At 66.6% G+C, this 22,275-nt stretch carries 13 protein-coding genes; 12 read left to right on the forward strand and 1 reads right to left on the reverse strand.

Annotation, left to right across the window (positions count from 1 at the left end):
* The first annotated feature begins 13 nt into the window (after positions 1-13).
* From aceE to msrA, 4 genes are all read left to right on the forward strand, one after another.
* Positions 14-2,662, forward strand: coding sequence for a pyruvate dehydrogenase (acetyl-transferring), homodimeric type (gene aceE / locus FFS27_RS01515; protein WP_003114556.1), 2,649 nt, complete (start codon positions 14-16; stop codon positions 2,660-2,662).
* Between the two features lie 144 nt (positions 2,663-2,806).
* Entirely contained in the window at positions 2,807-4,450 is a 1,644-nt protein-coding gene (gene aceF, locus FFS27_RS01525; protein ID WP_015503765.1) for a dihydrolipoyllysine-residue acetyltransferase, read from the forward strand.
* 417 nt (positions 4,451-4,867) lie between these two features.
* The gene (gene dipA, locus FFS27_RS01535) at positions 4,868-7,567 is read left to right on the forward strand and encodes a phosphodiesterase DipA (protein WP_021263527.1); all 2,700 of its coding nucleotides are present in this window, start codon (positions 4,868-4,870) and stop codon (positions 7,565-7,567) included.
* Between the two features lie 93 nt (positions 7,568-7,660).
* Positions 7,661-8,308: a peptide-methionine (S)-S-oxide reductase MsrA gene (gene msrA / locus FFS27_RS01540; RefSeq protein WP_003095789.1), complete on the forward strand. Its 648-nt coding sequence runs from the start codon at positions 7,661-7,663 to the stop codon at positions 8,306-8,308.
* Positions 8,309-8,311: 3 nt separating this feature from the next.
* Here msrA and FFS27_RS01545 read toward each other — a convergent pair whose 3' ends face one another.
* Entirely contained in the window at positions 8,312-9,148 is an 837-nt protein-coding gene (locus FFS27_RS01545; protein WP_021263526.1) for a 23S rRNA (adenine(2030)-N(6))-methyltransferase RlmJ, read from the reverse strand.
* A 301-nt stretch (positions 9,149-9,449) separates the two neighbouring features.
* Here FFS27_RS01545 and FFS27_RS01550 point away from each other — a divergent pair, with 301 nt between their 5' ends.
* The 8 genes from FFS27_RS01550 to FFS27_RS01590 all read left to right on the forward strand — a co-directional run bounded on the left by FFS27_RS01550 (position 9,450) and on the right by FFS27_RS01590 (position 22,256).
* Positions 9,450-11,252 carry an acyl-CoA dehydrogenase gene (locus FFS27_RS01550; protein WP_003095792.1) on the forward strand — a complete coding sequence of 601 codons (1,803 nt, stop codon included), beginning with the start codon at positions 9,450-9,452 and terminating at the stop codon, positions 11,250-11,252.
* Between the two features lie 292 nt (positions 11,253-11,544).
* The gene (locus FFS27_RS01560; protein WP_003095795.1) at positions 11,545-13,287 is read left to right on the forward strand and encodes a potassium/proton antiporter; all 1,743 of its coding nucleotides are present in this window, start codon (positions 11,545-11,547) and stop codon (positions 13,285-13,287) included.
* 91 nt (positions 13,288-13,378) lie between these two features.
* Positions 13,379-16,735 (forward strand): mechanosensitive channel MscK, encoded by a 3,357-nt coding sequence (gene mscK / locus FFS27_RS01565; RefSeq protein WP_003095799.1) that lies wholly within the window; start codon positions 13,379-13,381, stop codon positions 16,733-16,735.
* Positions 16,736-16,801: 66 nt separating this feature from the next.
* The gene (gene selO, locus FFS27_RS01570) at positions 16,802-18,262 is read left to right on the forward strand and encodes a protein adenylyltransferase SelO (protein ID WP_021263525.1); all 1,461 of its coding nucleotides are present in this window, start codon (positions 16,802-16,804) and stop codon (positions 18,260-18,262) included.
* A gap of 150 nt (positions 18,263-18,412) precedes the next feature.
* The gene (locus FFS27_RS01575) at positions 18,413-19,387 is read left to right on the forward strand and encodes a sulfite exporter TauE/SafE family protein (RefSeq protein ID WP_003095804.1); all 975 of its coding nucleotides are present in this window, start codon (positions 18,413-18,415) and stop codon (positions 19,385-19,387) included.
* A 120-nt stretch (positions 19,388-19,507) separates the two neighbouring features.
* A complete protein-coding gene (locus FFS27_RS01580) occupies positions 19,508-20,785 on the forward strand; it encodes a bifunctional O-acetylhomoserine aminocarboxypropyltransferase/cysteine synthase (protein ID WP_021263524.1) in 1,278 nt (425 codons plus the stop codon).
* A 90-nt stretch (positions 20,786-20,875) separates the two neighbouring features.
* Positions 20,876-21,328: a YiiD C-terminal domain-containing protein gene (locus FFS27_RS01585; protein ID WP_021263523.1), complete on the forward strand. Its 453-nt coding sequence runs from the start codon at positions 20,876-20,878 to the stop codon at positions 21,326-21,328.
* A gap of 112 nt (positions 21,329-21,440) precedes the next feature.
* Positions 21,441-22,256, forward strand: a complete 816-nt coding sequence (locus FFS27_RS01590) for a universal stress protein (protein WP_003095811.1) — start codon at positions 21,441-21,443, stop codon at positions 22,254-22,256.
* Positions 22,257-22,275: the final 19 nt, after the last annotated feature.

A 22,275-nucleotide genomic window follows, 5' to 3' on the forward strand; every position in this document is an offset into this window, starting at 1 on the left:
CCTGGAGCAAGCCATGCAAGACCTCGATCCCGTCGAAACCCAGGAATGGCTGGACGCCCTGGAGTCCGTACTCGACCGCGAAGGTGAAGACCGCGCTCATTACCTGATGACCCGCATGGGCGAGCTGGCCAGCCGTAGCGGCACCCAACTGCCCTACGCGATCACCACGCCCTACCGCAACACCATTCCGGTAACCCACGAAGCACGCATGCCCGGCGACCTGTTCATGGAGCGCCGGATCCGCTCCCTGGTGCGCTGGAACGCCCTGGCGATGGTGATGCGGGCGAACAAGCACGACCCGGACCTGGGCGGCCACATCTCCACCTTCGCCTCCTCGGCGACCCTCTACGACATCGGCTTCAACTATTTCTTCCAGGCTCCCACCGACGAACATGGCGGCGACCTGGTGTTCTTCCAGGGCCACGCGTCCCCCGGCGTCTACGCCCGCGCCTTCCTCGAAGGCCGCATCAGCGAGGAACAACTGGAGAACTTCCGCCAGGAAGTGGACGGCAACGGCCTGTCCTCCTATCCGCACCCCTGGCTGATGCCGGACTTCTGGCAGTTCCCCACCGTATCCATGGGCCTTGGCCCGATCCAGGCGATCTACCAGGCACGCTTCATGAAGTACCTGGAAAGCCGCGGCTTCATCCCCGCCGGCAAGCAGAAGGTCTGGTGCTTCATGGGCGACGGCGAGTGCGACGAGCCGGAATCCCTCGGCGCGATCTCCCTGGCCGGCCGCGAGAAACTCGACAACCTGATCTTCGTCATCAACTGCAACCTGCAGCGCCTCGACGGCCCGGTCCGCGGCAACGCCAAGATCATCCAGGAACTGGAAGGCGTGTTCCGCGGCGCCGAGTGGAACGTCAACAAGGTCATCTGGGGTCGCTTCTGGGACCCGCTGTTCGCCAAGGACACCGCCGGCCTGCTGCAGCAGCGCATGGACGAGGTCATCGACGGCGAATACCAGAACTACAAGGCGAAAGACGGCGCCTACGTGCGCGAGCACTTCTTCGGCGCGCGTCCGGAACTGCTGGAAATGGTCAAGGACCTTTCCGACGAGGAAATCTGGAAGCTCAACCGCGGCGGCCACGACCCCTACAAGGTCTATGCGGCCTACCACCAGGCGGTCAACCACAAGGGCCAGCCGACCGTCATCCTGGCCAAGACCATCAAGGGCTACGGCACCGGCAGCGGCGAAGCGAAGAACATCGCGCACAACGTGAAGAAGGTCGACGTCGACAGCCTGCGCGCGTTCCGCGACAAGTTCGACATCCCGGTCAAGGACGCCGACCTGGAGAAGCTGCCGTTCTACAAGCCTGAAGAAGGCAGCGCCGAGGCCAAGTACCTGGCCGAGCGCCGCGCCGCGCTGGGCGGCTTCATGCCGGTGCGCCGGCAGAAGAGCATGAGCGTGCCGGTTCCGCCGCTGGAAACCCTGAAGGCCATGCTCGACGGCTCCGGCGATCGCGAGATCTCCACCACCATGGCCTTCGTGCGGATCATCTCGCAGCTGGTCAAGGACAAGGAACTCGGCCCGCGCATCGTCCCGATCGTCCCGGACGAGGCCCGTACCTTCGGCATGGAAGGCATGTTCCGCCAGCTCGGCATCTACTCCTCGGTCGGCCAGCTCTACGAGCCGGTGGACAAGGACCAGGTGATGTTCTACCGCGAGGACAAGAAGGGCCAGATCCTCGAGGAAGGCATCAACGAGGCCGGCGCCATGTCCAGCTGGATTGCCGCCGGTACCTCCTACAGCACCCACAATCAGCCGATGCTGCCGTTCTACATCTTCTATTCGATGTTCGGCTTCCAGCGCATCGGCGACCTGGCCTGGGCCGCCGGCGACAGCCGCGCGCACGGCTTCCTGATCGGCGGCACCGCCGGTCGCACCACGCTGAACGGCGAAGGCCTGCAGCACGAGGACGGCCACAGCCACCTGCTGGCCTCGACCATCCCGAACTGCCGCACCTACGATCCGACCTACGCCTACGAACTGGCGGTGATCATCCGCGAAGGCTCGCGGCAGATGATCGAAGAGCAGCAGGACATCTTCTACTACATCACCGTGATGAACGAGAACTACGTCCAGCCGGCCATGCCGAAGGGCGCAGAGGAAGGCATCATCAAGGGCATGTACCTCCTCGAGGAGGACAAGAAGGAAGCCGCTCACCACGTGCAACTGCTGGGCTCCGGCACCATCCTGCGCGAAGTCGAGGAAGCGGCCAAGCTGCTGCGCAACGACTTCGGCATCGGCGCCGACGTCTGGAGCGTGCCGAGCTTCAACGAACTGCGTCGCGACGGCCTTGCCGTCGAGCGCTGGAACCGCCTGCATCCGGGCCAGAAGCCGAAGCAGAGCTACGTCGAGGAGTGCCTGGGCGGCCGTCGCGGCCCGGTGATCGCCTCCACCGACTACATGAAGCTCTATGCCGAGCAGATCCGCCAGTGGGTTCCCTCCAAGGAGTACAAGGTGCTCGGCACCGACGGCTTCGGCCGTAGCGACAGCCGCAAGAAGCTGCGCAACTTCTTCGAAGTGGATCGTCACTGGGTGGTGCTGGCCGCGCTCGAAGCGCTGGCCGATCGCGGCGATATCGAGCCGAAAGTGGTGGCCGAGGCCATCGCCAAGTACGGTATCGATCCGGAGAAGCGCAACCCGCTGGATTGCTAATTCGCTCCATACTCCCCTCGGCAGCGAGGGGTTTCGAGCACGCCGGCGCCGCCAACGGGCGGCGCCGGCTCACAACGAACCAAGGACCAAAAGTCTTTGTTTTGCGCGCCGCACAGCGGTGGTGGCACGTAAAAGGAGAGGAATGTGAGCGAACTCATTCGCGTACCCGACATCGGCAACGGTGAGGGTGAAGTCATCGAGCTGCTGGTCAAGCCCGGCGACAAGGTCGAGGCCGATCAGAGCCTGCTGACCCTGGAATCCGACAAGGCCAGCATGGAAATCCCCAGTCCCAAGGCCGGGGTAGTGAAAAGCATCAAGGCGAAGGTCGGCGACACCTTGAAAGAAGGTGACGAAATCCTCGAGCTGGAAGTGGAAGGCGGCGAACAGCCTGCCGAAGCCAAGGCCGAGGCAGCGCCCGCCCAACCGGAAGCGCCGAAAGCCGAAGCGCCTGCTCCCGCCCCGAGCGAGAGCAAGCCGGCCGCCCCCGCCGCAGCCAGTGTCCAGGACATCAAGGTCCCGGACATCGGCTCGGCCGGCAAGGCCAACGTCATCGAAGTGATGGTCAAGGCCGGCGACACGGTCGAGGCCGACCAGTCGCTGATCACCCTGGAATCCGACAAGGCCAGCATGGAGATCCCTTCGCCGGCCTCCGGCGTGGTGGAAAGCGTCTCGATCAAGGTCGGTGACGAAGTCGGCACCGGCGACCTGATCCTCAAGCTGAAGGTGGAAGGCGCCGCTCCGGCAGCCGAAGAGCAACCGGCAGCCGCTCCGGCCCAGTCCGCGGCGCCCGCCGCCGAGCAGAAGCCCGCCGCGGCGGCCCCTGCGCCAGCCAAGGCCGATACCCCGGCTCCGGTCGGCGCACCCAGCCGCGATGGCGCCAAGGTCCACGCCGGCCCGGCGGTGCGCATGCTGGCGCGCGAGTTCGGCGTCGAGCTGAGCGAAGTGAAAGCCAGCGGTCCCAAGGGCCGCATCCTCAAGGAAGACGTCCAGGTCTTCGTCAAGGAGCAACTGCAGCGCGCCAAGTCCGGCGGTGCCGGCGCCACCGGCGGAGCCGGCATCCCGCCGATCCCGGAAGTCGACTTCAGCAAGTTCGGCGAAGTGGAAGAAGTGGCGATGACCCGCCTGATGCAGGTCGGCGCCGCCAACCTGCATCGCAGCTGGCTGAACGTGCCGCACGTGACCCAGTTCGACCAGTCGGACATCACCGACATGGAAGCCTTCCGCGTTGCCCAGAAGGCCGCGGCGGAGAAGGCCGGGGTCAAGCTGACCGTACTGCCGATCCTGCTCAAGGCCTGCGCCCACCTGCTCAAGGAACTGCCGGACTTCAACAGTTCGCTGGCCCCCAGCGGCAAGGCGCTGATTCGCAAGAAGTACGTACACATCGGCTTCGCCGTGGACACTCCGGACGGCCTGCTGGTCCCGGTGATCCGCGATGTCGACCGGAAGAGCCTCCTGCAACTGGCCGCCGAGGCCGCCGAGCTGGCCGACAAGGCCCGCAACAAGAAGCTCTCGGCCGATGCCATGCAGGGCGCCTGCTTCACCATCTCCAGTCTCGGCCACATCGGCGGCACCGGCTTCACGCCGATCGTCAACGCGCCGGAAGTGGCGATCCTCGGTGTGTCCAAGGCGACCATGCAGCCGGTATGGGACGGCAAGGCCTTCCAGCCGCGCCTGATGCTGCCGCTGTCGCTGTCCTACGACCATCGCGTGATCAACGGCGCCGCCGCGGCGCGCTTCACCAAGCGCCTGGGCGAGCTGCTGGCGGACATCCGCACCCTGCTCCTGTAATACCTGCGCCGCTCCCCACGGAGCGGCCAGCCCCTCTCGCGAGCATGCCACGCTCGTCTCTCGGCCCCACCGGATGGTGGGGCTTTTTTTGCCCGCCTGACGGCTCGGCGAAACTGCGTCCCGTCGTACCGCCAGCGAATGCCACAGGACCCGCAGGCGCGAGTTCGACGCGCACGATGACAGGCGCTCGACGCCAACCCTCCCGGCGAAGCCAACCCTACGAAAAACAGGGCTTTTCCAGCGGCGCCGCAGACCTCCGACCGTCCAGCGGTTTTTTCCCGGATACGCTTAACTTGGGCCCTGCCGGGCCGATACAGAGTTACTTGTCAGACCAATCGGCATAATGCACCCTTTGCCTGCACCCCATCGAAACGGGTCGAGGCCTCCCCCTCGCTCAGTACCTGGAATCAGCCTCGCATGAAAAGTCATCCCGATGCCGCCAGCCGTTCGGCGGCCGAGGTTGTCACGCAGCTACCCGTGCCGTCGCGGCTCGGGCTGCTGCGTTTCGAGCGGCTGAACGAGCCGAGCTGGGCACTGCTGTTCCTCGATCCTGCCTGCGAGCGCCAGCTCGGGCTGCCGGCGACTACCCTCTGCGCACTGCTCGATGCGCCTTACGCCAGCCTGATGGAACCCGAGGCCCGCCACCGCCTGCACGAGCAGATCCAGCAGCAACTGGTGAAGCGCCCGCACTACCAGGTGAGCTACAAGCTGCACACACCCAACGGCTTGCTGACCATGCTGGAGTTCGGCGAAGCCTTCCAGCAGCATGGCCGCCAGTTGCTGCACGGCTACCTGATGGTCGAGGAGCGAACGGAGAGCGCCGAGCGCAGCGAACAGTTGCTCGACCTGGAATCGCAGAACCTGCGCCTGAAGGCGTCCCTGGACCTCTACCAGCGCTCCCAGGACGACCACCTGCAACACCTGCTGCGCTCGCGCACCCAGCAGAACCTGATCGTCCGCCTGGCCCGCCATCGCTACCTGTCCAGCGACCCGCTGCTGGAAGCCGCGCAACTGATCACCCAGGCCGCCTGCGAAGCCTACGGCACCGCGCGCGCCGGCATCTGGCGCCTGCTCGACGACCAGCGCCTGGAAGCGGTGACCGTCTACCGCCGCGACCTCGACCAGTACGAGAAGCCCCAGAGCATCGACGCCAGCCGCTACCCCGCCTACCTCGAGGCGGTACACAGCGGGCGCGCCATCGACGCCCACAACGCCCAGCGCGACCCACGCACCCAGGAACTCTACAAGGACTACCTGAAGCCGCTGGGCGTCAACGCCCTGCTCGACGCCACCATCCGCATCGGCGGCGAGGTGGTCGGCGTGCTGTGCCTGGAACACGCCGGCGAGAACCGCATGTGGCAGAGCGACGAGATCGCCTTCGCCGGGGAACTCGCCGACCAGTACGCGCAGGTCCTGATGAACCACGAGCGACGCAATGTCTCCAGCGCCCTGCACCTGTTCCAGCGCGCGGTGGAACAGAGCGCCAGCGCCTTCCTGCTGATCGACCGCGACGGCGTGGTGGAATACGTCAATCCGAGCTTCACCTCGATCACCCAGTACAGCGCCGACGAAGTGCGTAACCGACGCCTGTCCGAGCTTCCGGCGCTGGAGAACCTCAGCGAGCTGCTGTTCGACGCGCGTTCCGCGCTGACCCAGCAGAACAGCTGGCAGGGCGAGTTCCGCAGCCGCCGCAAGAACCACGAGCCTTACTGGGGCCAGTTGTCGCTGTCGAAGGTCTACGACGATCTCGGCGAGCTGACCCACTACATCGGCATCTACGAAGACATCACGCAGAACAAGCTGGCCCAGCAGCACATCGAGAAACTCGCCTACCGCGACAACCTCACCGGCCTGGCCAACCGGCACTATTTCATCGGCGCCCTCGAGGAACGCCTGGAAAGCAGCGGCGACCGCCCGCTCAGCCTGCTGCTGGTGGACATCGACAACTTCAAGCGGATCAATGACAGCCTCGGCCACCAGACCGGCGACAAGCTGCTGGTCAGCCTGGCCCGGCGCTTGCGCAGTTGCCTCGGCGACGGCGCCACCCTGGCGCGCTTCGCCAGCAACGAGTTCGCCGTGCTGCTCGACGACACCGCGGTGGAAAAGGGCGAAAGCATTGCCGCGCAGGTCCTGCACATGCTCGACAAGCCGCTGTTCGTCGACAACCAGTTGATCAACATCACCGGCTCCATCGGCCTGGCCAGCGCCCCGCAGCACGGCTGCGACCCGCAGACCCTGATGAAGTACGCCGGCCTGGCGCTGCACAAGGCCAAGGCCAACGGCAAGCACCAGGTCCAGGTGTTCACCGAGGCGCTGACCGCCGAGGCCAGCTACAAGCTGTTCGTCGAGAGCAACCTGCGCCGCGCCCTGGCGCAGAACGAACTGGCGGTGCACTACCAGCCCAAGCTGTGCCTGCGCAGCGGCCAGTTGCTCGGCCTGGAAGCCCTGCTGCGCTGGCAGCATCCGGAAAAAGGCATGATCCGCCCGGACCGCTTCATCAGCGTGGCCGAGGAAACCGGGCTGATCGTGCCGATCGGCAAGTGGGTGATCCGCGAAGCCTGTCGCCAGGCCCGCGAGCTGGCCGAGGCCGGGCTGGGCGAGCTGCAGATCGCCATCAACCTGTCGCCCAAGCAGTTCACCGACCCGGACCTGGTCGGCTCGATCGCGGCGATCCTCCACGAAGAGAACATTCCGGCCAGCCAGCTGGAACTGGAGCTCACCGAAAGCCTGCTGCTGGACGCCACCGACGATACCCGCCAGCAACTCGAACGCCTGAAGAGCCTCGGCCTGACCCTGGCGATGGACGACTTCGGCACCGGCTACTCGTCACTGAGCTACCTGAAGAAATTCCCCATCGACGTGATCAAGATCGACCGCAGCTTCATCAAGGACATCCCGGACAGCCAGGACGACATGGAAATCACCTCGGCGGTGATCGCCATGGCCCACAACCTCAAGCTCAAGGTAGTCGCCGAAGGCGTGGAGAGCGCCGAGCAACTGGCCTTCCTCCGGCGCAACCGCTGCGACATCGGCCAGGGCTACCTGTTCGACCGGCCGATCCCCAGCGACCTGCTCAATACCAGCCTGCTGCGCTATCCCTGCCGCACCCTGCACTGATCGCCCAGGCCTCCCCCGCCGGCGCGGAAAGGCTGTACTCTCTGTGCTCATCCGCGAGTCATTCGCCTACCCCCTGAGCAGGAGACGAGAGCCATGGTTCTGCGTTCTGAAATCCTCACCAAGAAAAGCGAGCTGCCCACGCCGGACCAGGCCCTGCCGGGTCGCGAAAGCGCCATGCCGGTGCCCGAAGCGCACTTCGTCAATGGCCGCCCGCTGACCGCGCCGTTCCCCGCCGGCCTGCAACAGGTGCTGTTCGGCATGGGCTGCTTCTGGGGCGCCGAGCGTCGCCTCTGGCAGCAACCGGGCGTCTGGGTGACTGCGGTGGGTTATGCCGGCGGCTACACGCCGAACCCGACCTACGACGAAGTCTGCTCCGGCCTGACCGGCCACAGCGAGGTCGTGCTGGTGGTCTACAACCCGCAGGAGACCAGCTTCGAACAGTTGCTCAAGGTATTCTGGGAAGCCCACGACCCGACCCAGGGCATGCGCCAGGGCGGCGACATCGGCACCCAGTACCGCTCGGTGATCTACACCTTCGACGCGGCCCAGAAGGCCGCGGCCATGGCCAGCCGGGAGAGCTTCCAGGCCGAACTGGCGAAAGCCGGCTACGACCGCATCACCACCGAGATCGCCGACGTCCCGCCCTTCTACTACGCCGAGGCCTACCACCAGCAGTACCTGGCGAAGAACCCCAACGGCTACTGCGGCCTGGGCGGCACCGGGGTGTGCCTGCCGGCCTGACGACTATTCCGCCACCAGCCAGTCGAGACGCCAGTCGCCCTGGCTCTGGGCCATGACCTCGGCCAGCCAGGGCAGCAGGTCGCGCAGTTCGTCCTCCAGCGGCCACGGCGGATTGACGATGGCCAGCCCGGAGCCGTTGAAACGCTCGGCGTCGTCGATCGGATGCACGTGCAGCTCGGCACGCAGCAGCTTCGGCGCGACGCTACGTTCCAGGGCCTGGTAGAAACGCTTGAGCTGGCGCTCGTCCTTGATCGGATACCAGATCACCACCACCGTCTGGCGCATCCGCCCGATCGCCTCGTCGAGCGCAGCGACACAACGCTGCAATTCGTCGGCCTGCTCGAACGGCGGATCGATCAGCAGCACCGCGCGCTTTTCCGGCGCCGGCAGGAACGCCCGCGGCAGCAGCCAACCGTCGCCCTGGTGCACGGCGACCCGCCGTTCGCCAGCCATGTTGGCCTTGAGCAGGCGGCCGTCCTCGGGATGCAGTTCGTTGAGCAGCACGCGGTCCTGGGCGCGGGTCAGGCGCCGCGCCAGTTCCGGCGAGCCCGGGTAGTAGCGCAGGGAGCCGTCCGGGTTCAGGTGACGGATCACGTCCAGGTAATCGTCCAGTTGCTCGGGCAGGCCTTCGCGCTCCCACAGGCGGGCGATGCCCTGCTCCCACTCGCCGGTGCGGCTGGCCTCGTCACCCTGCAAGTCGTAGAGGCCGACCCCGGAATGGCTGTCCAGGTAGGCGTACGGCGTGTCCTTGCGCCCCAGCAGGGCGAAGATCCGCGCCAGCACCAGGTGCTTGAAGACATCGGCATGGTTGCCGGCGTGGTAAGCGTGACGATAGTTCATGATGACTGCTCCTTGGACAGCGCCAGGCAGCGCTGCTAGCCGGACCGCCCGGCCCCGGCGGATTCGCGCCGACCCCGCGTCGGCACAGGCCCTCGCCCATGGGCGAGGGGCGCGGATTCTACCAGCCTCCCGAGGCTTCGGCAGCGGTCTCGCCGTCGCAGGTTTGGCCCTTGTATCACGCATATCGATGTTGGTTGGCGACCTTCATTCACCAGCCTAGAATCGCTGGCACCCTGGCACCGCCTGCGACGGTCGATGCCTTCGCCGCGCCGCCCCACGATCCCCTTTCGCCGAGGTCGTCATGTCCGAAACCCTGCTCAGTTCCCGCAACCTGGCGTTCGAGCTGTACGAAGTCCTCGATGCCGAAGCCCTGACCCAGCGCCCGCGCTTCGCCGAACATAGCCGCGAAACCTTCGATGCCGCCCTCGGCACCGCGCGGAGCCTGGCGGAAAAGCTGTTCGCCCCGCACAACCGCAAGGGCGACGAACACGAGCCGCTCTATGAGAATGGCTCAGCCACGCTGATTCCGGAAGTGAAGCCGGCAGTGGATGCCTTCCTCGACGCCGGCTTCCTCAACGCCACCCGCAGCTTCGAGCAGGGCGGCATGCAGTTGCCGACCCTGCTGTCGCAGGCCTGCTTCGCCCACTTCCAGGCGGCCAACGTCGGTAGCTCGGCCTATCCGTTCCTGACCATGGGCGCCGCCAACCTGATCGAGAGCTTCGGCAGCGAGGAGCAGAAGCAGCGCTTCCTGCAACCGATGATCGAGGGCCGCTTCTTCGGCACCATGGCCCTCACCGAACCGCACGCCGGCTCCTCCCTCTCCGACATCCGTACCCGTGCCGAACCGGCCGCCGACGGCAGCTATCGGATCAAGGGCAACAAGATCTTCATCTCCGGCGGCGACCACCCGCTCTCCGAGAACATCGTACACATGGTCCTGGCCAAGCTGCCGGATGCCCCGCCGGGGGTGAAAGGCATCTCGCTGTTCATCGTGCCGAAGTTCCTGGTCAACGCCGACGGCAGCCTCGGGCCGCGCAACGACGTGATCCTCGCCGGCCTGTTCCACAAGATGGGTTATCGCGGCACCACCTCCACCGCGCTGAACTTCGGCGACAACGGCGCCTGCGTCGGCTACCTGGTGGGCAAGCCGCACCACGGCCTGGCCTACATGTTCCAGATGATGAACGAGGCGCGCATCGGCGTCGGCATGGGCGCGGTGATGCTTGGCTATGCCGGTTACCTCTATTCGCTGGAGTACGCCCGCGAACGCCCGCAGGGCCGCCTGCCGGACGGCAAGGACCCGAGCGCGCCACAGGTGGCGATCATCCGCCACGCCGACGTGCGGCGCATGCTGCTGACCCAGAAGGCCTATGTCGAAGGCGCCTTCGACCTGGGCCTGTACGCCGCGCGCCTGTTCGACGACAGCCAGACCCTGGAGGACGACGAACAGCGCCGCCAGGCCCACGAACTGCTCGACCTGCTGACCCCGATCGTCAAGTCCTGGCCCTCGGAGTTCTGCCTGAAGGCCAACGAGCTGGCGATCCAGATCCTCGGCGGCCACGGCTACACCCGCGAATACCCGGTGGAACAGTACTACCGCGACAATCGCCTGAACCCGATCCACGAAGGCACCCACGGCATCCAGTCCCTCGACCTGCTGGGACGCAAGGTCGGGCAGAACAACGGCGCCGGCCTGCGCCAGCTGACCCGCCTGATCCAGGACGCCTGCCGGCGCGCCGAAGCCCATCCATCCCTGGCCGCCCTGCGCCAGCCGCTGGAACGGCTGGTGGCGCGGCTGTCCGAAGTGACCCTGGCACTGCTCGGCGACCTGATGCAGGGCCAGGTCAACCAGGGCCTGGCCAACTCGGCGCTGTACCTGAAGGTGTTCGGCCATGCGGTGATCGGCTGGCGCTGGCTGGAGCAGGCGATCCGCGCCGAGGAAGGGCTGGCTCGCGGCGACTGCGCCGACGCCGACTTCTATCGCGGCAAGTTGCAGGCCGCTCGCTACTTCCTGACCTGGGAAGTGCCTGGCTGCCACCACGAACTGGCGCTGCTGGAGGCCCGCGACGACGTGTGTTCGAGCATGCAGGAAGAATGGTTCTGATCCTGCCTGCCCTTTCCCGCCCCGGTCACGTCCGGGGCTTTTTTATGTCCGGGCATGAACGCCGGGTTGCCGTTGCCTGGCGGCCACGCCAGCGAGTTCGCGCGCACTCGCCCGGACAACGCGAAAGCCTCGGAATTCCTTCGAAAAAAACCGCCGACGCCCCTTTACAGTCCGCCAAATCCGCAGGTTAGAATCACTTGGCATGCGGCCTGCATCCTGTCTACGTAATTCCCCTACGTAAAACCGACCCGTAGCGTCGCCTTCCCCCTGTCCCGCCGCGAGGAGGCCGACCTTGGACGCCGTCACCGTCAATAATTTCTTCCTGATCGGGGCGGTGCTGGTCGGCATGAGCATCCTCGTCAGCTCGCTGTCCTCCCGCCTGGGCATCCCGATCCTGGTGATCTTCCTCGCCGTCGGCATGATCGCCGGCAACGATGGGGTCGGCGGCATCGTCTTCGACAACTATCCGGTGGCCTACCTGGTGGGCAACCTGGCGCTCGCCGTGATCCTCCTCGACGGCGGCCTGCGCACCCGCGTCTCCAGCTTCCGCGTGGCGCTCTGGCCGGCATTGTCGCTGGCCACCCTGGGCGTGTTGGTGACCACCGGCCTGACCGGCATCGCGGCGGCCTGGCTGTTCGACCTGCACTGGATGGAAGGCCTGCTGATCGGCGCCATCGTCGGCTCCACCGACGCCGCCGCGGTGTTCTCCCTGCTCGGCGGCAAAGGTCTCAACGAGCGGGTCACCGCGACCCTGGAGATCGAATCGGGCAGCAACGACCCGATGGCGGTATTCCTCACCGTGACCCTGATCGAGATGCTCGCCAGCGGCCAGACCGGCCTCAGCTGGGGCTTCGTCCTGCACCTGGTGCAGCAGTTCGGTCTCGGCGCCCTGCTCGGTCTCGGCGGCGGCTGGTTGCTGCTGCAACTGATCAACCGCATGCACCTGGCCGGCGGCCTCTACCCGCTGCTGGTGATCAGCGGCGGCCTGCTGGTGTTCGCCCTGGCCAACGCCGTCGGCGGCAGCGGCATCCTGGCCATCTACCTGTGCGGCCTGCTCCTCGGCAACCGGCCGATCCGCAGCCGCCACGGCATCCTGCACATGCTCGACGGCATGGCCTGGCTGGCGCAGATCGGCATGTTCCTGGTCCTCGGCCTGCTGGTCACCCCCCACGACCTGTGGCCGATCGCCCTGCCGGCGCTGGCCCTGGCGCTGTGGATGATCCTGGTGGCGCGGCCGCTGTCGGTGCTGATCGGACTGATCCCGTTCCGCGCCTTCCACGACCGCGAGAAAGCCTTCATCGCCTGGGTCGGCCTGCGCGGCGCGGTGCCGATCATCCTCGCGGTGTTCCCGCTGATGGCCGGCCTGCCGAACGCCCAGCTGTTCTTCAACGTGGCCTTCTTCATCGTCCTAGTCTCGCTGCTGGTGCAGGGCACCAGCCTGCCCTGGGCGGCCAGGCTGCTGCGGGTGGTGGTGCCGCCGGACCCGGCACCGATATCCCGCGCCGGCCTGGAGATCCACCCGACCAGCGAGTGGGAGCTGTTCGTCTACCACCTGAACAAGGAAAAGTGGTGCATCGGCGCCGCCCTGCGCGAGCTGAAGATGCCCGGCGGGACCCGGATCGCCGCGCTGTTCCGCGGCACCGAACTGCTCCACCCGTCGGGCAGCACCATCCTCGAGGCCGACGACATCCTCTGCGTGATCGGCCACGAACACGACCTGCCGGCTCTCGGCAAGCTGTTCAGCCAGGCGCCCGACCGCGGCCTCGGCGCGCGCTTCTTCGGCGACTTCGTGCTGGAAGGCGATGCCCAACTGTCGGCGGTGGCCTCGCTCTACGGCCTGAAGCTCGACGGCATCGACGGCGAGCAAGCGCTGGGCCGCTTCATCGCCCACGAGATCGGCGGCGAAGCGGTGATCGGCGACCAGGTGGAGTGGAACGGCCTGACCTGGACCGTGGCCGCCCTGGAAGGCAACCGTATCCGCAAGGTCGGCGTGAAGTTTCCGGAAGGCCGCCCAGGGCCCGGACTTTTCCTCTGATTTCCTGTCGAATCCCCGTTCCGTGACGCCTTGCGGCGTCCCGGAGCCACCACTAACCTGCATTCACCCTTCTTCGAGTCTCTTCTCGACCATGCCTGCCCTCCGCTCCCTGATCGCTACTCTTTTCCTCGGCCTCTGCCTTGCCAGTCCGCCGCTCCTCGCCCAGTCCGAGCCGCCCTCGGCCGAAGCCGTCCAGCAAAGCCTCGACAAGCTGGCCGAACGCAAGCTCGCCGAAGCCGACCAGAAGGTCGTCAAGGCCAGACTCGAACAGACCCTCAAGTTCCTCGCCGCGCGCGACGAAGCGCTACAGAGCCTGGAAGACCTGAAAAAGCGCCTGAGCGACGCGCCCCGGCAGATCGAGGATAACCAGCGCGAACTGGAGCGCCTGAAGAAGACCCGCGAACGCCCGGTCAGCGAGCGCTACAGCGGCGAGAGCGTGGCCCGCCTGGAGATGCTGCTCAACGACCGCACCACCCAGCAGGCCGAGTGGCAGAAGGCCCTGGGCGAGGCCAACAGCCTGTCGATCACCGCCGAGACCCGCCCGGAACGAGCCCAGGCCGGCATCAGCAGCATGCAGGCACGAATCCTGGAGATCGGCTCGCTGCTCAAGGCCGGCAAGGAAAGCGGCAAGGCGATCAACGCCGACCGTCGCGGCGAGCTGCTCGCCGAGCAGGCCGCGCTGACCGTGCAGAGCCAGCTGTTGCGCCAGGAACTGGCCGGCAACAACCTGCTGCAGGACCTCGGCAAGAGCCAGCACGATCTGCTCACCGAGAAGATCTCGCGCCTGGAAAAGGAAACCCTCGACCTGCAGGCGCTAATCAGCGAGAAGCGCCGCGAGCAGTCGGAAAAGACCGTCGCCGAGCTGTCCAAGGAAGGCGCCCAGGGGGCCGGCACCGACAGCCTGCTGAGTCAGGAGAACGCCAAGAACCTGCGTCTCTCCGACTACCTGCTGCGCGCCACCGACCGCCTCAACGTGCTCACCCGGCGCAACCTCGAAACCAAGCAGCAACTGGACAACCTGACCCAGTCCAACCAGGCCCTCGAGGAACAGATCAACGTCCTGCGCGGCAGCCTGCTGCTGTCGCGCATCCTCTACAAGCAGAAACAGGCGCTGCCGAAGATCAAGACCGACCAGAGCCTGGCCGACGAGATCGCCGACCTGCGCCTCGGCCAGTTCGAACTGAACCAGGAACGCGACAAGCTGGCGACCCCGCAGCAATACCTGGACGACCTGCTCGCCCAGCAGCCCAGCGAGCAGGTCACGCCGGAACTGCGCAAGGATCTCGACACCCTGCTGGCAACCCGTTCCGAGCTGCTCGAACGGCTCAACCACGAACTCAACGCGCTGCTCAACGAAGCGATCACCTTGCAGTTGAACCAGAAGCAGCTGCTTTCCACCAGCGAGAGCCTGCGCACCACCCTCGACGAGCAGATGTTCTGGATTCCCAGCAACCAGCCGCTCGACCTGTCCTGGTTCAAGATGACCCCGACCCTGCTGAAGAACCAGCTCACCGAGATCCCCTGGGGCTCCGGGGTGCGTGAACTGGGCGAAGGCCTGGTCGATCGGCCGCTGCTGTTCCTGCCGCTGTTCCTGCTGATCGCCGCTCTGCTGTGGAAACGCCGCTACCTGTACGACAAGCTGGCGGAGCTGAACGACGACATCGGCCACTTCAAGCGCGACAGCCAGCTGCATACCCCGCTGGCGATCCTGATCACCATCCTCCTCGCCCTGCCCGGCACCCTGACCTTCGCCGTCGCCGGCCTGGCCCTGCTGCTGGACGCCCGCGGCCAGAACGCCACCCTCGGCAGCGCCCTGCTGGAAATGGCCCAGGTCTGGCTGCTGTTCTACACCGCCCATCGCATCCTCACCCCGGGCGGCATCGCCGAGCGGCATTTCCACTGGAGCCGCGAACAGGTCGGCTTCCTCGACAGGCACCTGGTCCGCCTCGGCGTTGTGGTCCTGGCGCTGGTCGGCGTGGTGACGGTGGCCGAGCACCAGCCGGCGAGTCTGGCCGACGACGTGATCGGCATCGCCGTGGTCCTGCTCGGCTACGCGGCCATGGCCTGGCTGCTCAGCCGCCTGCTGTTCAGCAGCCCCGGCGACGAGCGTCCGTCGCTGATCAAGATGATCGTCGGCCTCCTCTTCACCGCGCTGCCGCTGGTGCTCTTCGTCGCGGTCTGCTTCGGCTACTACTACACCTCGCTGAAGCTCACCGACCGTCTCATCGATACCCTTTACCTGCTGCTGCTCTGGTTCGTCATCGAGGCCGCCTTCGTCCGCGGCCTGGGTGTGGCGGCCCGGCGCCTGGCCTACGCCCGGGCCCTGGCGAAACGGCAGAACGCGGCGAAGGAAGGCGTCGACGGCGAGACCAACGTCGAGGAGCCGACCCTCGGCATCGAGCAGATCAACCAGCAATCGCTGCGGCTGATCCGCCTGGCCCTGCTGATCGGCTTCATCGTCTGCCTGTACTGGGTCTGGGCCGACCTGATCAGCGTGATCTCCTACCTCGACAACGTCACCCTGTACCAGTACACCGCCGGCACCGGCGAAGCGGCCACCAGCGTGCCGATCAGCCTGCGCGACTTCCTCGCGGCGCTGGCCATCGCGGTGGTCACCGTGGCCCTGGCGCGCAACCTGCCCGGCCTGCTGGAGGTATTGGTGCTACAGCGCCTGACCCTGGCCCAGGGCAGCGCCTACGCCACCACCACCCTGCTTTCCTATGCCATCAGCGGCATCGGCATCGTCAGCGCCCTGTCCACTCTCGGGGTCAGCTGGGACAAGCTGCAATGGCTGGTGGCGGCGCTCTCGGTAGGGCTCGGCTTCGGCCTGCAGGCGATCTTCTCCAACTTCGTCTCCGGCCTGATCATCCTTTTCGAGCGTCCGGTGCGAATAGGCGACGTGGTGACCATCGGCAACCTGTCCGGCACGGTCAGTCGGATCCGCATCCGTGCCACCACCATCACCGATTTCGACCGCAAGGAGATCATCGTCCCGAACCAGACCTTCATCACCGGGCAACTGGTGAACTGGTCGCTGAGCGATACCGTGACCCGGGTCACCATCAAGATCGGCCTGGCCTACGAGACCGACCTGCCGCTGGCGCGCAAGCTGATGATGCAGGCGGTCAAGGAAAACCCGCGGGTACTGCGCGACCCGGAGCCGCTGCTGTACTTCCTGACCATCAGCGCCAGCACCTTCGACTACGAGCTGCGCTTCCACGTCCGCGAACTGGGCGACCGCAACCCCTCCACCGACGAGATCCTGACGAAGATCGCCACCAGCTTCCGCGAACACAAGATCGACATGGCTTTCAACCAGGTCGATGTGTTCGTCAAGAACCTCCAGGGCCAGCAGGTCCAGCTGTTCGTCGGCGAGCCGCAGCACAGCGGCGTCGGCAATCCGCCCGCGCTCAAGGGCCAGGACGGTCCCGCCGAACCGACCCGCTGAACCTTCGGGCCTGGACGCCCTCCGGCAATTCCCAGCACAATGCTCGGGAATTGCCGGAGGCCTCTCTTGAAATCACTCGACGACCTCGACTTCGACAACCGCTTCGCCCGCCTGGGCGACGCCTTCTCCACCGAAGTCCTGCCCGACCCCATCGCCGAGCCGCGCCTGGTGGTAGCCAGCCCCGCCACCCTGGCGCTGCTCGACCTGCCAGCGGAAACCAGTGACGAAGCGCTGTTCGCCGAGCTGTTCGGCGGGCACAAGCTGTGGTCGGAGGCCGAGCCGCGGGCGATGGTGTATTCCGGCCACCAGTTCGGCTCCTATAACCCGCGCCTGGGCGACGGCCGCGGCCTGCTGCTCGGCGAGGTGATCAACCAGGCCGGCGAGCACTGGGACCTGCACCTCAAGGGCGCCGGCCAGACCCCCTACTCGCGGATGGGCGACGGCCGCGCCGTGCTGCGCTCGTCGATCCGCGAGTTCCTCGCCTCCGAAGCCCTTCCGGCACTGGGCATTCCCAGCAGCCGGGCGCTCTGCGTGATCGGTTCGAGCACGCCGGTCTGGCGCGAGAAGAAGGAAAGCGCGGCGATGCTGCTGCGCCTGGCGCCCAGTCACGTGCGCTTCGGTCACTTCGAATACTTCTACTACACCCGCCAGCACGACCAGTTGAAACAGTTGGCGGCGTTCGTCCAGGAACACCACTTCGCCGACTGCAACGCAGCCGAGCGGCCGTACGCGGCGATGTTCCGCCAGGTCGTCGAGCGCAACGCCGAACTCATCGCCCGCTGGCAGGCCTATGGCTTCTGCCACGGGGTGATGAACACCGACAACATGTCGATCCTCGGTATTACCTTTGACTACGGGCCCTACGCCTTCCTCGACGATTTCGACGCCAATCACATCTGCAATCACTCCGACGACGCCGGCCGCTACTCCTTCAGCAACCAGGTACCGATCGCCCATTGGAACCTGGCCGCCCTGGCCCAGGCGCTGACACCACTGGTGGAAGTGGACGAACTGCGCGCCAGCCTCGACCTGTTCCTGCCCCTCTACCAGGCCCACTACCTCGATCTGATGCGCCGGCGCCTGGGCCTGGGCGTCGCCGCGGAGAACGACCAGGCCCTGGTCCAGGAACTGTTGCAGCGCATGCAGGGCAGCGCGGTGGATTACTCGCTGTTCTTCCGCCAACTCGGCGAAGAAACTCCGGAGCGGGCGCTGGCCAGCCTGCGCGACGACTTCGTCGACCGCGAGGCCTTCGACCGCTGGGCCGAGGCCTACCGCCGGCGCGTCGAGGAAGAAGGCGGAGACCAGGAGTCGCGGCGCCGGCGCATGCACGCGGTCAATCCGCTCTATGTGCTACGCAACTACCTGGCACAGCAGGCTATCGAAGCGGCCGAGCAGGGCGACTACACGGAAGTCCGCTTGCTGCACCAGGTGCTGAGTCGCCCGTTCGAGGAACAGCCGGGCATGGAGCGCTTCACTCGGCGCCCGCCGGACTGGGGGCGGCACCTGGAAATCAGTTGCTCCTCCTGACGGGATGCCCTGACAGAACGGCGGCCGATAATGCCGCAATGGAATAAATACCTTCGGAAAACTTCTTAGACGCACTAAGAAAAGCCGATTATCTTCGCCGCCACACTTATTCCAGCCTGTTCTACCACCTCCTGTCAGGCGCCTTGCCGCATGAAGATACGCGACCTCGATCTCAGCCAGAGTTCGATCAACACCGAACACCAGGCGCTAGGTCTGCCTCCTGTCGAAGATTTCGTCACCCATCCGGACGACCACCCGGTACTGCGCGCCGCCATGTGGGCGGCGGTGCTGATCCTGGTCGGCCTGCTCGCCTTCCTGGCCTGGCGCCTGTTCTTCGACAACGGCGGCAGCAACGGCTTCGAGATCATCGAGCAGGCCCTGACCAGCCGGGGTTTCTGGAGCGCGGTGGCGGTGGGCTTCTTCGCCCAGGTGATCGACGGTGCGCTGGGCATGGCCTATGGCATCACCGCGACTACCTTCCTGCTCAGCGCCGGTGCCACGCCGGCCGCTGCCAGCGCCAGCGTGCACATCGCCGAAGTGTTCACCACCGGCTTTTCCGGGATTTCCCACGTCAAGCTCGGCAACGTCAACAAGTCACTCTTCCTCCGCCTGCTGCTGCCGGGAATGATCGGCGCGGTGCTCGGCGCCGTGCTGATAACCCGCTTCGACGGCCACCAGCTCAAGCCCTTCATCTCCGCCTACCTGCTGCTGATGGGCCTGTACATCCTGAGCAAGGCCTACCGCCACGTGATCAAGCGCCGGGCACCGCGCCACGTGGCCAAGCTGGCACTCTTCGGCGGCTTCGTCGATGCTGCCGGCGGCGGCGGCTGGGGCCCGGTGGTCACCAGCAGCCTGATCGGCTCGGGTAGCGACCCGCGCACCACCATCGGCTCGGTGAACTTCGCCGAGTTCTTCCTGACCATCGCCAGCGCCACCTCCTTCATCCTCCTCGCCGGCCAGCCGGACACCTGGAAGATGGTCGCCGGGCTGGTCTTCGGCGGCCTGTTCGCCGCACCGTTCGCCGCCCTGCTGTGCAAGAAGCTTTCGCCGCGCACCCTGCTGGTCATCGTCGGCACCCTGATCACCCTGATCAGCGCCTACAACATCTACATCGGCCTGCGCTGACAGGCATAAGCGGCGAACACAACAGTCTAACCAGGCACGCTTTTCCTTGCCCGGGCGCATTGACCCGCCCGGCGCGCTTTCCCATGCTGCGTCCTTCCAATCTGCCCGAAGGAACGCTGCATGAAACTGGAAACCCTGGCCGTCCACGCCGGCTACAGCCCTGACCCGACCACCCGCGCGGTGGCGGTGCCGATCTACCAGACCACCTCCTACGCCTTCGACGACACCCAGCATGGCGCCGACCTGTTCGACCTGAAGGTACCGGGCAACATCTACACACGGATCATGAACCCCACCAACGACGTACTGGAACAGCGCGTCGCGGCGCTGGAAGGCGGGGTCGGGGCGCTGGCGGTGGCCTCGGGGATGGCGGCCATCACCTACGCGATCCAGACCGTCGCCGAGGCCGGCGACAACATCGTCTCGGTGGCCAAGCTCTACGGCGGCACCTACAACCTGCTGGCCCACACACTCCCACGCATCGGCATCCAGGCGCGCTTCGCCGCCCACGACGACATCGCCGCCCTGGAAGCGCTGATCGACGAGCGGACCAAGGCCGTGTTCTGCGAAACCATCGGCAACCCGGCGGGCAACATCATCGACCTGCAGGCACTAGCCGACGCCGCTCACCGCCACGGCGTGCCGCTGATCGTCGACAACACGGTAGCCACCCCGGTGCTCTGCCGGCCGTTCGAGCACGGCGCCGACATCGTCGTGCACTCGCTGACCAAGTACATGGGCGGCCACGGCACCAGCATCGGCGGGATCGTGGTCGACTCCGGCAGATTCGACTGGGCGGCGAACAAGTCGCGCTTCCCGCTGCTGAACACGCCCGATCCGTCCTACCACGGCGTCACCTACACCGAGGCCTTCGGACCCGCCGCCTTCATCGGCCGCTGCCGGGTGGTACCGCTGCGCAACATGGGCGCGGCGCTCTCGCCGTTCAACGCCTTCCTCATCCTCCAAGGCCTGGAGACCCTGGCGCTGCGCATGGAGCGCCACTGCGACAACGCCCTCGCCGTGGCCCGCTACCTGCAGCAGCATCCGCAGGTGGCCTGGGTGAAATACGCCGGCCTCGCCGACAACCCCGAGCACGCCCTGGCCCGGCGCTACCTGGGGGGCCGCCCGGCGGCGATCCTGTCCTTCGGCATCCAGGGCGGCAGCGCCGCCGGCGCGCGCTTCATCGACGCCTTGAAGCTGGTGGTGCGGCTGGTCAACATCGGCGACGCCAAGTCCCTGGCCTGCCACCCGGCGAGCACCACCCACCGCCAGTTGAACGCGGAGGAACTGGCCCGCGCCGGAGTCTCCGACGACATGGTGCGGCTGTCGATCGGCATCGAGCACATCGACGACATCCTCGCCGACCTCGACCAGGCCCTGGCCGCCGCCGCACGCTGAGCGGATCGGTCAGTCCGGGCGAGCGTTTCGGTCCTTGCCCGGCCTGGCCGGCCGGCTAGTCTGGCTGGGATCCCCGACATGGAGAGCGCCATGCCACTGCCCACCGAACTCGCCAGGCACCTGACCGAAGAAAAGATCGCCTTCGTCCAGCGCAGCGGACTCAGGGCGGAAGTCCTCGAACCCGGCTACGTGCGCCTGCGCATGCCGGGCGCCGGCAACGAGAACCACATCGGCAGCATGTACGCCGGGGCGCTCTTCACCCTCGCCGAACTTCCCGGTGGCGCGCTGTTCCTGACCAGCTTCGACAGCGCCCGCTTCTATCCCATCGTCAAGGAGATGACCTTGCGCTTCCGCCGTCCTGCCAAGGGCGACATACGCGTCGAGGCACGCCTGGATGCCGAGCGCATCCGCCAACTGGAAACCGAGGCCGGGGAGCGCGGCAAGGCCGAATACAGCCTCGAACTGCAACTCACCGACGAGCAGGACGAGGTAGTGGCGGAAAGCGCCGCGCTGTACCAGCTACGCAGCCACGCGCGACCCTGACTGGCAGATTTCGCAGGGCCCGGCGAAGGTTTTTTCTGCCGTGGATCAAGGTCCGTAGCGAGCTGCGGCGCGACAGTGGGGAAGCCAGCGTAGCCATCCCACGGAGTCCGCCATGATCCGCCACCTCCTGGTCGCCCACGACCTCACCCCGGAAGCCGACGTCGCCCTCGCCCGCGCCGCCCAGTTGGCCCGCCAGCACGATGCGCGGGTCAGTCTGCTGCACGTGTACGACCCGGGGCTATCGGCGTCGGCGGTGAAGACCGTCAGCGCCATGCTGCAACTCAAGCGCAAGGAGGCCGGCCTCGACGAGGACAGCGCCATCCACCTGTTCAGGGGCCAGCCGATCGACGGCATCCTGCAGCAGACCCGGGCGCTCGAACCGGACCTGCTGCTGATGGGCGCACACCACCAGAAGACCTTCGAACGCTTCGGCAACACCACCCTCGACCAAGTGGTGCGGCGCAGCCGGGTGCCGGTGCTGCTCGCCGTGCGCGAGGCGGACGAACCCTACCGCCAGGCGCTCAGCGCCCTGGACTTTTCCCAGTGCGCCTGTACCGCGCTGCGCCAGGCCTACCGCCTGCTGCCGGTGGAAGCCGACCTGCACGCCCTGCACGTGTTCGAGTCCCCCGACGACGGCGTGCTCGGCCTGCCCCGGCAGAATGCCGCGCACCTGGCCACCCAGGCCGGGCTGATCGAACAATTGCTGAGCGACGAGCAGGAGCGCCTGCCGGGCGTCGGGCCGCAGCTGAGCCACGAAGTGGTTCCCGGCGTGCTGCCGTACAGCCTGGACGCCGCGTTGAAGCAGCGCCAGCCGGAGCTGCTCGCCCTCGGCCGGCACAGCCGAAACGCGCTGATGCAGGCGCTGCTCGGCAACCTGGCGCAGCGTTACCTGCGCCAGCCGAGCTGCGACGTCCTGGTTACCTCGTAGAAGCGCTGCCGCAGAGGCT

The organism is Pseudomonas sp. 2VD (assembly GCF_005503585.1).
GTDB classification, from domain to species: domain Bacteria; phylum Pseudomonadota; class Gammaproteobacteria; order Pseudomonadales; family Pseudomonadaceae; genus Pseudomonas; species Pseudomonas aeruginosa.